At 70.0% G+C, this 12,709-nt stretch carries 8 protein-coding genes; 3 read left to right on the top strand and 5 right to left on the bottom strand.

Features of this window, described 5'->3' with window-relative positions:
* Positions 1–141 precede the first annotated feature (141 nt).
* The 3 genes from AB0873_RS19905 to AB0873_RS19895 all read left to right on the top strand — a co-directional run bounded on the left by AB0873_RS19905 (position 142) and on the right by AB0873_RS19895 (position 1,608).
* Positions 142–642, top strand: coding sequence for a hypothetical protein (locus AB0873_RS19905; protein ID WP_366601167.1), 501 nt, complete (start codon positions 142–144; stop codon positions 640–642).
* Positions 643–683: 41 nt separating this feature from the next.
* Positions 684–1,253 (top strand): hypothetical protein, encoded by a 570-nt coding sequence (locus tag AB0873_RS19900; protein ID WP_366601166.1) that lies wholly within the window; start codon positions 684–686, stop codon positions 1,251–1,253.
* A 73-nt stretch (positions 1,254–1,326) separates the two neighbouring features.
* Positions 1,327–1,608 carry a hypothetical protein gene (locus AB0873_RS19895; protein WP_366601164.1) on the top strand — a complete coding sequence of 94 codons (282 nt, stop codon included), beginning with the start codon at positions 1,327–1,329 and terminating at the stop codon, positions 1,606–1,608.
* Positions 1,609–1,829: 221 nt separating this feature from the next.
* Here the strand turns inward: AB0873_RS19895 and AB0873_RS19890 are convergent, their stop codons facing one another.
* The 5 genes from AB0873_RS19890 to AB0873_RS19870 form a co-directional block, all read right to left on the bottom strand.
* Positions 1,830–2,081: a hypothetical protein gene (locus tag AB0873_RS19890; protein ID WP_366601162.1), complete on the bottom strand. Its 252-nt coding sequence runs from the start codon at positions 2,079–2,081 to the stop codon at positions 1,830–1,832.
* Positions 2,078–2,365 (bottom strand): DivIVA domain-containing protein, encoded by a 288-nt coding sequence (locus AB0873_RS19885; protein ID WP_366601161.1) that lies wholly within the window; start codon positions 2,363–2,365, stop codon positions 2,078–2,080. The genes AB0873_RS19890 and AB0873_RS19885 overlap by 4 nt, the downstream gene beginning before the upstream one ends.
* Positions 2,366–2,750: 385 nt before the next feature.
* Positions 2,751–4,022 (bottom strand): protein kinase, encoded by a 1,272-nt coding sequence (locus AB0873_RS19880; RefSeq protein ID WP_366601159.1) that lies wholly within the window; start codon positions 4,020–4,022, stop codon positions 2,751–2,753.
* 51 nt (positions 4,023–4,073) lie between these two features.
* On the bottom strand, positions 4,074–6,242 hold the full coding sequence (locus AB0873_RS19875) for a UvrD-helicase domain-containing protein (protein ID WP_366601158.1): 2,169 nt from the start codon (positions 6,240–6,242) through the stop codon (positions 4,074–4,076).
* Positions 6,242–12,667 carry a DEAD/DEAH box helicase gene (locus AB0873_RS19870; protein ID WP_366601156.1) on the bottom strand — a complete coding sequence of 2,142 codons (6,426 nt, stop codon included), beginning with the start codon at positions 12,665–12,667 and terminating at the stop codon, positions 6,242–6,244. The genes AB0873_RS19875 and AB0873_RS19870 overlap by 1 nt, the downstream gene beginning before the upstream one ends.
* Between the last annotated feature and the right edge of the window lie 42 nt (positions 12,668–12,709).

Raw genomic sequence — 12,709 nt, 5'->3', positions numbered from 1 at the left:
GCTCCTCGTAGCCGTCGATGATCCCGGGGCCGTAGTCGAGGCCCCAGTCGGAGAACCTGCTTGGTTCACGCCGAGGCGCAGCCGGCTTCCCAGTCGTTGGTTCCTCGTCCGGAGTCGTAGCCCTGAGGCAGGATGTGCGCCATGACGACGCACCACCCGACCACCCGGCGCCTGGTCTACGGCCACGCCACCCATCACGACTGCCTCGCCTTCGCCGACGCCGACACCGCGACCGAGGAGGGCGCGGAGATCAGGGCGCTCGCCGCCGCGCGTACGTGGGGCCAGGCCCGGCAGGTCCAGATGACGCACCTGGACAACCCCGCCGGCCCCGAGTGCTACGAGCCGGACGACGACGACTACGCCGACGACAAGCCTTTCAAGATCACCGAGGTGGGCGCAGTCGTGGAGGGGTACTGGCCCCCGATGGTCACGACGCGGGCGTTCGACGTGCTGCCGGAGGACCTGCAGGACCAGTACGGCAAAGTCGTGTACACGGTGCACAACGGCGAGTACCTCGAGATTTCCCTCGACCGCGAGAGTGACCTGGTCGCGGAGCTGCGTGAGAGTGGCTACGAGGTGACCCGCGACGACGACCTCATCAACCTGCTCGACGGCTCCAACCTGGGCTCGCTCGCCGAGTAAGGCTTTACCGGCGGCCACCGGAGCTGGCAAACTTCCCCGCCGTGACGATCATGCGTACCCGAGCGGCACAGACCGCGGCTGCGAGCGCCATGCTGCCCGCCCTGCTGCTCAGCGGGTGTGCCGGCAGCGAGCAGCCGACGGCCGTGTCGTCACCCAGCCCGATTCGCACCGTGCCGGCTGACCTCTGCGACCGCATCGACTACACGCTCGCCAACCCTGCCTTCCGCGAGGCGATGCCCATTCCGCCAGCGGACGATGACCGGGGCCCGAACTTCCGCTGCAGTCAGGGATACTTCGGCGGGGATGGGTACGCGGGTGGGTTCGTCTTCGTGCGGGTGCAGACCTTCGACAGCCCGGGCGACGCCCGAACCGTGTTCGAGCGCGCCGCTCCGACAGGTACCGCAGAACCATTCCAGGGCGGCTCCGAGATCGTCGCGGATGCGGTCCGGTACGAGCAGCTCTCGGGAACGGTCGAGGTCTTGGACGCGAACGTGATCATGGAGGTTCAGTTGACCGCGCCAGGCCAGGTGAGCGACGAGCAGGCCGCACAGTTCACGCCGGCATCCGTCCAGATCGCGCTTCAGGCATTGGAGCTGATCCGCCGGTCGTGACGCCCTCCCAGCGGCGGTGTCACGGGCTGAGCGGGATTCAGATCTCAGGATGCACCGCGGAGAAGGGACGGCAATGAACGCTCTGCTGCGGTGGAAACTCGCCGGGCCGTTGATCGGGCTGAGCCTGCTGCTGGCCATCCCGGCCGTGTACGGCACGGTCGCCTGGTGGTCGTTGCAGGGCACCGGCTTCCGGGTGCTGAGCGTCATCATCTGTCTCGTCCTCGCCGCGCAACTGGGCGTGGCATTCTCCATCGGCGTGCGGCCGGGCAAGGACGTGCCCTGGATCAGGGTCGGGCTGGTCATCCTCGGCATCCTGCTGACCTGCGGCCTGGCCCGACTCCGCGGCGAGTTCTGACCCACCCGCTCCGGCCGGCGCAGCGGAGCTCGCCTTGCCGGCGGAATCCTGTCGCCGGCCCAAGGCGGCATTGAGTATCCCGGGTTTCGCTCGACCAGATACGGCGGTCGATCAGCCATGCAGGCAGCCCTTCCGTTGGCGCAGCGTCAGTTCGGGGTCAGCAGGAGAGCGGCGATGTCGTCGGCCCGCTTGAACCGGAGACGACGAATCGTCTAACTGCGTCAACGGCGCAGGCGGCGGGAACACTCGCCGTCGTGGCCGTCGCGGAGCACACAGCGCCGCCCGCCGGCCATCCGCACATCGCAGAAGACCCGGTGCCGGAGGAACTGCTTGTCCTCCTCGGAGACGGTCATCTCCCCCGGGTCCATCATCGGCAGCACGGTGATCCACCGGCCGACCACCCGGGCCAGACGCTGCGCGGCCGGCAGGTCGGCGGCGACAACGGGCAGGTGGATCACGAACCGCCCCGTCACCGGCGGCCGCCCTCGGCCTGCTCCGACTGCCAGCGGCGCAGCGCGACCTTGATCCGCAGAGTCTCCCGCCGGCTCTGCGCGAGCGCGTCGTAGACGGCGGCCATGTCGACGGCGACCCGGTCGAGGAAGGCGTACACCTCGTCGGGGTTGAGGCCGCGGCGTCCGAGCCGCGCGGGCGGGAAACGGCGCTCACGCACCTGCCACGGCAGCAGACCGGGGTACGCGCGGGAGCGGTACGTCGTCCCACCGCCCTCCGGGAACGGCCTCTGGTTGCGGACGCTCATCTCTACCTGCCTTCCTGGTCGTGGATGGGGCGGGTCCACCCGCCCTCCCCGCACGGGCGGACCCACCCCGCCCGAATACCGCAGCTCGATAGCGGTACGGCTGCCGGGCTGCTTAGACACGGTGCGATCGGGGAAGCGCGGCGGCCGTCCGGGGGACCGCCGTTGCCGCGCTGCGGTCATCCTGTGATAGTCCGCAGTGGACGCGCAACGGTTCAACCCGCGATTCGGCAGAAGCGCAGAGAGTTTCCTTGCAGAATCGAATGAGAGTTACAGGAGCAGGTCCCGAGGTGTTGCACCATGGAATGAATGAGTATCCGGATACCGAGAAATACAGCGTGAGGAAGGATTCGGCGCACGTACCGGTGAGCCAGGCTGGCGGTTTCGTCTACTCAGCTCGTCGCGGAGCGCCCGACTCACCGACAGTTGCCGTCTCGCCCGACTCACCCACCTCGGACAAGCAGGCCGCCGCCTGCTGGCGGCACTGGCTTGCGAGATCCTGTTCAACAGCCGTCTGATCCAGCTCGCTCGCCAGCGCTTCAAACGCGTGGTGTGCGCGGCGGTACTCCCCGGCGAGTAGGTATAGATTTGCGATGTCCATTCGCAGACCGACGATCTCGGTAGCGAGTGGCTCGCCGGTGGGCACCGCGCAGAGGGCGCGCTCCAACACGTCAGCCGCCTGGACGAACCGTTCGTGCTCGGCCAGTTCATGCGCCTGCGCACGCAACTCGCTCAACTCACGCAGAGACCTCTGAGGGGGCAGGTTGCCGGCTGCCGGAAGAGCACTCGGGGGGGAAGCCGACACAGTCCCGGGCGTGGTGCTGTCGTCAGCGAAGGCTGTCAGGATCTTCTCGACTTCAAGGGCTGACGCCGGCCGCTCCGCGGGCTCCTTGGCGAGGAGGCAGAACAGGAGATGCGCCAAGTCGTCGGACACATCTGAGCGATACTCGGTAACGATCGGGATCGGCGAGTGAAGGTGTTGGCGCAGCATGTCGGGCGCGTTCCCGGCCTCGTATGGCGGCTTCCCGGCAAGCATCTCGAACAAGACGCAACCCAGGGCGTAGAGGTCGGTGGCAGGTCCGACCGGGCCACCGATGGTCTGTTCGGGAGCTACGTAGGCGGGAGTGCCGAGGGTCCGGCCGGTGGCGGTGAGGCGCGACGTCTCGGCCGGACCGAGCAGGGCGGCAACGCCGAAGTCCAGAATCTTCACCGTCCCTACCGGAGTGACCATGATGTTCTGGGGCTTCAAATCGCGGTGCACAAGCGATGCTGCGTGTGCAGCGGCGAGCACGGAGCAGATCTGCGCACCGATGGCGGCCGCCTCACCCACGGATAGTTGCTCCTGCTCGGCGATATGGTCGGCGAGGACGATCCCCCGGATGAGCTGCATGACGAGGTAGAGGTCCTCGCCGTGCTCGCCGAGGTCGTGGACGGCGGGTACGCCCGGGTGCTCGAGACGGGCGGTGGCTCTCGCCTCGCGCCGGAACCGCTTTACCGCGACCTCGCGTTCGTCCTCCGGCACCTCCATCTGCCGGAGAAACTTGATCGCCACGGGGCGATCGAGCCGCGCGTCGAAGCCGGCCCAGACCTGGCCCATCCCGCCGCGCCCAATCGGGTAGGTCAGCTCGTACCGACCCCCGATGCGGTCCCCCGCCTGCACGCTCGCCTCCCAAAGGCAATCGAGCCGGCCCCGCTGCACCGGGGCCGGTGCTCACGGTAGCTGTCGCTGTACCAGTCGACTGGTGAGGAACGGGCTCGGCGTGCCGCTCCAGAACACCGCCAACTCGTCGCGAGGGCGGGTGGCGGCGACGAACAGCAGGGACCTGTCCCGCTGGCGCTCACGCTGGTAACGCTTCGGGTCGGTATCCCGGTACCGGTTGATCATCTGCCGGGGCACGAGACCGTCACTGACCCCGGCGATGATCATGCGCTGGTATTCGAGACCCTTGAACCGGTGCATGGTGCCGACGTGGACGCCGTCGGGCTGCTTCGGGCCGTCGGGCCCGATCTCCACTGCCGGCACCCCATCAGCCTCCAAGCGGCTGATGACGTCCGCAGCGAACTCCCTGGTGGGCACGCAGATCGCCACCGATCCGTCGGTCGGGCTACCCCAGAACCGCAGCTGCTCCGCGATCAGATCCCGCTCCTGCGACCAGGTCGGGGCGCCCCGGAACACCGGCTGGGCTCCCCGCAGCAGCGAGCGGTAGCCGGCCAGGTCCTCCTCGCCGCCGTCCAGGTCGTCGTACACTTCGCCGGTCATGATCTGGAGGGCGTCGGCCAGGATCTGGCGGGTCGTGCGGTAGCTCAGGGTGAGTCTGGACGAGCGGCCGCGGATGTTGATGCCGAGGCTGCTCAGCGTGACGTGGTTGTCGTAGATGCGCTGGTGGGTGTCGCCGGTGAGGAACATGTCGTCGGGGCCGGGGGCGACCATGGCCCGCAGCATCTTCCAGTGAGCGGCGCTGAGGTCCTGTGCCTCGTCGACCACGACGTGCCGGTAGCGCGGCCGGTAGAAGCCACCCGAGGACTCGCCACCGGCGGCCGCACGGTCCATCTCCAGGCGCGCTGCCCGCTGGGCGACCTGGCGCCAGGTCCAGACACCCCGAGCTTCTAGCCAGGTGGTGAAGCGTTCGGTCAGCTGCCAGATCTGGTCCCGCTCGGCCCGGGTCAGGCTGCGGCCCCGGTTGGGGCGGCGGGCCTTGAAGTACTCGTTCCGCGAGTTGAGCACCTGGCCGAGGATCACCTGGGTCCACTCGGCGGCGAGGAACTCGGCGTCCCACCCGGACTCGCCGGTCTCGACCAGGAATTCGCTCCACAGGTCGGCGACCTGGTTGTCGTCGACGACCCGCCGGCTCCCGCCTGCCTTCGCCTCGGTCACCACCCGACTGGCCAGCCGGTCGATGTTGATGATGTCGACGCGAGCCACCAGTTCCTGCCCGCCGAGGGCCAGCAGCCGGGTGCGCAGGTCGGCGGCGAGGTTGCGGTTGAAGGTGGTGAGCAGGATGGGCTTGTCCGTGCCGGGCGGCAACTGCCGGGCGAGGTGCGCGACTCGGTGCAGCGCGACGATCGTCTTGCCGGTGCCGGGCCCGCCGCCGACCCGGGCGGGGCCGTTGTACTTCTTCTCGACCAGCTTGCGCTGAGTCGGGTGCAGGAAGATCTGCCACCGCTCGAAGGCCTCGCCGATGACCGCCTGCAGCGCCTCGTCGTCCGAGGTGACCTGCGTGGCCGGGCGTTCCACCGCCGCCTCGAAGTCCTCCGGGTCGACCGGCTCCTCGGCGCGCACCGGGTCGGTGACCTGCTTGAGCACCTCGTCGTAGGGAGTGCCGTCGAAGAGCGCAAAGAGCACATCTGTGGTGAGCTGGGGTGCCCGGTCGAGCAGTTCGAGCAGCTCGGTCTCGGTGGTGAGTTCGCGGATCTGCGGCAGCAGCGGCTCGGAAACGCCCAGTTCCAGCAGCTGCGAGTCGGTGTACGCGTCGAAGAGCGGCTTCTGTGCGGGCTCCGGCTCGGCGTCCGGCGGCACGAGGCGTCCGACGATGCTGTCGCCGACCGGCGCCAGGTCGACGACCTCGATGCCGCCGGTGACCCGGTTGATCCGGTACGCGTACCGCGACAGGTCGTCGTACACCTCGCCACGGTGCTTGACCGCCACGAGCAGATAGTCGCGGTCGGCGATGTGCAGGAGCAGCGCCCGAAAGTCCTTGTTGACGCGGGCGGACATCAGCCGGGAGTCGCCGTTGAGCGACTTGAGGTTGAGCCCGGGGTTCTCCGGGTTGTGCCGGAACTTGTGCATGAACTCGTAGACCGCGCCGATGTCGGCGCGGGTGAGCTTCATGACCTCCTTGTCGGCCCGGTCCAGCATCCGCAGCGTCGCCCCAGTGCTCATCAGCTGTCTCCCCCATTCGCCGCAAGCTGTGCTGCCAACTCCTCAACCGACCACTCACGGGCGGTGCGCGCGTGCCAGCCCGCCTCGGCGTACGCGCGGTCGCGGTCCTCGATCTCCGGATCGTCGGACGGGCCGGTGAGCACGATCGCGATCCGGTGCTCGGGCCAGGCCAGCTCGGCCTGCCAACCCTGGTCGCCGAGCTCGTAGCCGACGACCGGCGTGGGCAGGTTCTGCCGCGCGAGCTGCTGTACGAGCGCCTCCAGAGTGCCCTCGTCCGGGTCCACGTACCGCAGGACGTCCCGCCACGGCGACTCCTCGTCGACCGGCGCCGATCCGGTCGGCGTCGGCTGTGGCGCAACACCGAGCCAGGTGGCAGTCTCCTCGTCCAGTGGCAGCGCACGCTGAGCGAGGACCAGCCCGGTGCCTTCGGTGACCGCCATGGAGGCCGGATCGAAGACGTCGAGGGTGGAGACCGCGAGCTGGCCGGCGTCTCCGCCGCCGTTGCTGAGGAACTGGATGACGTTGCCCCAGGCAAGCCAGGCGGCCCAGCGTTCCTTGTGCCCCTCGCCCGCCACCGCGGCCGGGAGGTCGTCGAGGACGGTAAGCGCCGACCACGTCGGCAAGGGCTTGCTGCGGCCGTCGACGATCACCGTCACCACGCAGTCGGCGTTGTCGTGAGCACGACCCACGATGATGTGGCGTTGCGCGGAGGGCACGGGCAGCGGTTCGCCGCGCAGCGAGGCGAGCAGTCGATCCCCGACGCCGGCGGAGTCGGTGGGGCTGTTGTCACGGGCCTGCCTCAGCAGGCCGGCAAGGCTCGCTTCCGCTCGCCGCTGCCAGCGCGTCAGGTCCGGATCGGCAAGGAAGCGCATCAGCTGCTCGATTGGGTTGACCCAGATGGTCTCCTCGAGCTCGTCCGGATCTGCGCCGGGGAGAAACTTCCGGTAGCTCTCCCGGGCAGCCTGCTTGCAGACGCCGCCGTACGGCGTCCACCGCCCCTGCCCTTCCACGTTCCCCCAGGTCTTGACGTCCTCCCAGGTGGCGGCGAAGACCAGGTAGCCGTGGGCGCGCAGCCGGGCCCGCTTCTCGGCGTCGTCGGCCAGCCGGTTGTACTGCGGCGTCGCGTGGTACTTGAACCCGTCGAGGTAGACCGCCACCTCTGGCGAGGGTGCGTCCAGGCGCTTGAAGTGCACGTCCGGCCGGGTGCCCTTGACCGTGTTCTGCAGCTTCATCTGCCAGTGCGTGACGCTCTGCCCGCCGTTTCTGACGAACCGCAGGTCGGCGATCCTGGCGCCGTCGTGGTCGCGGCGCCGGTCGATGCGCAGCGCGGAGCCCGGCGTCTCGCCGAGCTTCAGCAGCTTGGTCAGAAACTGCAGCTCCAGCTCGCTCTCCACCTGATGGATCAGCGAGATCTCATCGGTGCGGGTGCCCTCCTCGACGTCCCAGGCGTCGAGGAGTTTGTCGAGCATGCTCAGCGCCTCGTTGCGGCTCATCAGCGCGAAGTGCTCGTTGCGGGCGTAGCGCAGCAGGCACCGGTGGCACACCGGCTTCGCCTCGTGCCGGCAGTCGCAGTCGGCGATGCGCTGCCGGGCCAGCTCCAGGACGGCACGGAACTCCTCCGGCTTGGCGAGGCGGTGAAGATAGCCTGTCCCCTGCGGTTGGGTGTCGTAGACGACCACAAAGTTGCGGGTCCCGTCGCTCTGCCCGTCGGGCATCGTGGCCGGGACGGCCTGCAAGTGGGCCGGCTCGCCGCCGTACTGGGCCGCGATGCCGAGCTGGATCGCGGCGGCGAAGGACAGCAGCCGCTCCTGCACCATCGCGGTCGCCGCCGGGATGAGGATGCGCAGCGCCTCGGTCTCCAACTGGTGGGCCAGGATCAGGTCCACGTGGGTGTCGGGTGCCGCCGCCGAGCGCCGGTACGGGCACCAGGGCAGGTGGTGCTCGGCGCCCTGCATGACGGTCGCCCCGGAGGCTTGCGCGGCGAGATGCTGGCTGGCCGCCGGGAGACCGTCCACCGTGGTGCCACCGCAGGAGGTGCAGGTGTGGAACCGGTTGATCCGCACCTCTTCGCCGGCGAAGAGCTCGGCGGTCCGGTCGTAGCGCTGGGCACCGAGGTTGAAGTGGCGGATCATGGCGTGCCGGCTGTAGTCGACGCCGAAGGTGTCGCGGGCGTGCCGCCAGGACGACTCGACCTTGGCCGGGTCGATGTCGACCGCGACCGTGGTGGCGTAGAAGCGGCGGTCGCGGTCGTCGCTGTCGTCCCGGATCCGGGCGTCGTCGCGCTTGTCGCGGCTGTAGACGCGGGTCGGCCGGAGCACCTGGAAGAGCCGCCCGTGGTCGGCGATGCCCCGGTCCCCGCAGCGCGGGCAGGCGCTGGTGTCCTCCTTGGCCAGGTGCGTACGTACGTAGCCGCACTGAGCACAGACCCGCCACTGCTCGTACGCAGGGCGGTCGGGCGGGCCGACGTCGAGCCCCGAGATCTCGTGCTTGTAGCCGCGGACGTAGTAGCTGTTGCCGGGTGCGATCTCGACCAGCGCCGGGCGGGCCGGTCGGCCGTACTCGCGCAGCTCGCTGTGGAACCGGCGATCGCCGTCGGTCTGCTCCTCCCAGGTCAGCGTGGCTTCCAGGTCGGTGCGGCTGTCGATGAGCGCGTAGTTCGGCAGCAGCCCGAACTCGACCAGGGTGCCGTGCGCGGCGGCGGCGCTCACCTCCCGCAGGCGGCGGCGGACCGCGCCCTCCTCCGCCTTGAGCATCCTGATCTCGCGGGCGTGGTCCGGGTCGCTCTGCACGAGCGTGCCGCGGGCGGTCGCGATCTCCTGGAGCCGGCGTCGCAGATCGGCGAGCCGCTCCTCCCAGGCCTCGTCGGCCTCCTTGACCCGGTGGACAATGCCGTCGATCGCGAACTCGCGTAGCTGGTCGGCGGCGGTCCGCAGGACCTTGTCCCCGAAGAGCGCCAGGAAGTCCTCGACCAGGCGGGCGCCGTCGCGGCGGCCGGCTTCGGCGAGGTGGGTGAGCCAGCCGCTCGGACCGAAGAGCATGTGCGCCCGCCGGGGCATCGGCAGCACTCCGGGCAACCGGCCGCGGGCGGCCAGGTCGATCAGGTGCGCCAGGTACTGCCGGCGCAGGATCTCCACGGCGGAGAGGAAACAGCCGGGTGGCACGATCTGCCCGGCGATCATGTCGCGCGGCTCGGTCAGGTAGTAGCGGTCCCGCTCGCTGCGGCCGACCAGGGTGAGCACGAGGGCGTTGCCGCTCTTACGGCCGGCACGACCGGCCCGCTGCACGTAGTTGGCCGGCCCGTGCGGGAGGGACGCCAGCACGACCGCGGAGAGGGCCCCGATGTCGATACCCATCTCCAGGGTGGGCGTGCAGGACAGCACATTCGGGTCGGTGTACCGCTGCCCTTCGCGGAACTCCTTCTCCACCGTCTCCCGCTGGGCACGGGTCAGCATGCCGGTGTGCTCGCCGGTGACGACCCGGAAGACGGAACTCTCCAGGTAGAGCCGCCGGTAGTAGTCGTCCGGGGCGGTGTCGTCGTGGGCAGCCTGGAGCCAGCCCCGGCAGCGGTACTGCCGGCACGGCTGGTCGACCCAGTCGGCCACCCGGTCGGGGTGTTCGGTCTGCTGCCAGTGGCAGGTGTCGCAGCCGACTCCCGCGCGTACGGCCTGCGCGTCGTCGAGCCGGGTGACCCGCAGGTGGCCGGGCATCAGCCCGTACACCGTGTTGCCGTCCTCGGTGTCGCCGGCGGCGACGATGCCGGCGGCGGCCAGGGCGGGCAGCAACCGGGCCAGGTAGGTGCCCGCATCGCCGAGCTCCATGCCGAGGCACCGCGAGGTCCAGTCCTGGTACCAGTTGCCGCGCGCGTTGAGCGCGTCGAACTCGGAGCGGGACTTGGACGTCGCCAGCAGGAACGCCGGCGCCGAAACCCCCTTCGGGAAGGCGGGCATGCCGGCCGGGCGGCCGCCCCAGACCTGCCACCGGGTGCCGCCACGCCTCAGGTACGGCACCAGCCACTCGTGGTAGACCGCGCCTCGGGTCCGCAGCCGTTCGAGCAGGCCGCGGAGAAAGGCGAGGTAGCGCGCCTGGTCCGGCGGCGTGGCGCCGAGCTGGCCCAGGCCGGTGAGGTGCACGTCCCGGCAGATCGCGGCGGCCTTCGCCGCGTCGTCGAGGGCGACCTCGACGGCGATGCTGCGGGTCAGCTCCAGGGTGCGGCCCTGCCGGGAGCGCAGCCCGGTCTCCATCACGGTGGCGAAGACGAGCCGCTCGCTGATCAGGGACCAGGTCTCCCGGCTGCCGGTGTGTTCACCGGCGAGCAGTTTGTCGACGCCCGGCTGGTCGTGCAGGTCCGGCGGGACGACGGTGGAGAGGATCTCCGGCTGCGCCGCCTCCTTGACCATCTTCGCCACCAGATCGTCGAGCCCGACGGGCTCGCCGGGCGCGAGCTGGTCGGCGAGCAACGAGCGCAGCGAGAAGGCGTACGACCGGTTGGCGACGAACCCGGCCCGGTGTGCGGCGTCTTGCACGGAGTCGTTGAAGAGCAGCGTCTTCTTCTCGCGCTCGTCCAGCTCGCCACCGGTGAAGAGCTGCGTGATCGCCACCGAGGCGAGGGTGGCCAGGCCGGCACCGAGGAAGCGGATGCCATGGTCCATCTGGCAGGAGGGGCAGCGATCCTTCTCCGCCGCGTCGATCGCGGACAGGTCGCCGAGCACGACGACTGCGTCGTCGCTTGGTTCCCGATCCCGCTGTGGGTCGAATGGGCGTACCCGGCGGCCGTACTCCAGAACCAGTAGCCCAGCAGGACGTTGGCGGATCTCGTCCTCGGTGGCGGCGACCAGCGCGCGGACCCGGCGCTTGTCCCGGCCGACGCTGGCCCGGTAGATCTTGTCCGGGTCGGTCTCCAGCTCCTGCGGGTCCTTCTCCGGCGACAGCGCCATCCAGCCGGAGCGGCCGCAGTGCCGGCAGTAGATGGCGGGCAGCCGGGGGTAGCGGTTGTCGGCCACCACCACGTCCGCGTCGGGCGCGAACGGGTCCGGCTCCCGCGGTGCTTCCCCGTACCAGCCGAAGGCGGGCTCGTGGGAGGTGCCGCGCAGCAACCGGGAGACGGCGCGTACCCACAGGTGGGTCTCGATGTTGAGCAGCGGGCGACCCGGCGCATCCGGATTCTGCGCCATGGACAGCAGGCCGACGAAGCGAGCAAGCGCTTTCGCGGTGACCTCGGGGCGCGTCTTCATGGCGCTGCCCCAGCCGGTGGCGTTCTTGCGGGGCAGCACGTCGATGATCTCGTCGAGCGTGCCCGGCCGGGCTTGCAGCGAGTCGAGCACCGCCTTGGTCAGCGGGTGCTGGCGCAGCAGCTCGCCGAGCCGGGTGGGGTCGTCGACGCAGGGCTCGCCGACCACCAGCTCGGCGACCTCGGCCATCATCCGCTCGGAGTTGCGGTCGTCGAGGGCGGCGAGCTGCTCGGGGCTGGGCAGCGGCAGGCTGAAGTCCTGGCGGGTGATGAACTCGCCCGGTTCGTACCGGTCCTCCCCCACCAGCGACGCGGCGTCGAAGGGGACGCCGAAGACCTGCTCGGCGACCTCACGGATCGCCGTCCGGCCGTCCCGGCCACCGCCCTCACCCAGGGTGGCGGAGGTGGCGACCGGGCAGATCGGCCCGAGCGGCCGGTCCGGCTGCTCGAGGCCGAGTGCGGCGGCGAGCCGGCGCAGCAGCATCGCCACGTCCGTGCCCTGCGCGCCGTCGTAGGTGTGGAACTCGTCCAGCACCACGTACGCCGGCTCGGCGCCCTCCCACAGCGGGAGGTCGTCGGCGCGCTGGAGCAGCAGGTCCAGCATCTTGTAGTTGGTGATCAGGATGTCCGGCGGGGTGCGGCGCATCTCCGACCGCTTGGTGAACACGTGCGGGTACTCGATGGCGGCGACATCGCCGATGTAGAGGCCGGCGGTGACCCCGGCCAGCGCCGGGTCGGCGAGCAGCTCGTTGATGCGCTGCGTCTGGTCGGTGGCGAGGGCGTTCATCGGGTACAGCAGGATCGCCTTGATGCCGGGCTTCCCCTGCTGCCGCTGCCGCCGGCAGTGGTCGAGCACCGGGATCAGGAACGACTCGGTCTTGCCGGAGCCGGTGCCGGTGGTGACCAGCGTCGGCTCGGCCGCCTTTCCCTTGGTCGACAGCCGGGTGAAGGCTTTCGCCTGGTGCAGGTAGGGGGTGAAGTCAGCAGGCGCCCAGTCCAGGCACGCCCGCCAGTCCCCCGCCGCCGGTCGGAAGGGGGTGCGGATCCGCAGGTACGGGCCACGGAAGATGCCCTGCTCCGGGTGGGAGAGGAAACCCTCCAAGCCCTGGCGTACGCCCTCCTCGGTCAGGCCGAAGGTGGTCGTCAGGTACTGCGTGAGGGTCCGGCGCAGGGTGTCGGCGGCGATCGTCGGTCTCATGAGCGGATCACCGCCGCATGCTACTTCACCCCTTACCGTGGT

It is taken from the genome of Micromonospora sp. NPDC047707 (genome assembly GCF_040704235.1).
GTDB lineage: Bacteria > Actinomycetota > Actinomycetes > Mycobacteriales > Micromonosporaceae > Micromonospora.
This window is presented reverse-complemented; position numbering and strand designations above follow the sequence as displayed.

Bases quoted from the DNA above. Each gene is read 5' to 3' on its own strand.
- AB0873_RS19905 (WP_366601167.1), top strand. From the start codon at position 142: ATGACGACGCACCACCCGACCACCCGGCGCCTGGTCTACGGCCACGCC.
- AB0873_RS19895 (WP_366601164.1), top strand. From the start codon at position 1,327: ATGAACGCTCTGCTGCGGTGGAAACTCGCCGGGCCGTTGATCGGGCTG.
- AB0873_RS19885 (WP_366601161.1), bottom strand. From the start codon at position 2,365: ATGAGCGTCCGCAACCAGAGGCCGTTCCCGGAGGGCGGTGGGACGACG.
- AB0873_RS19875 (WP_366601158.1), bottom strand. From the start codon at position 6,242: ATGAGCACTGGGGCGACGCTGCGGATGCTGGACCGGGCCGACAAGGAG.
- AB0873_RS19870 (WP_366601156.1), bottom strand. From the start codon at position 12,667: ATGAGACCGACGATCGCCGCCGACACCCTGCGCCGGACCCTCACGCAG.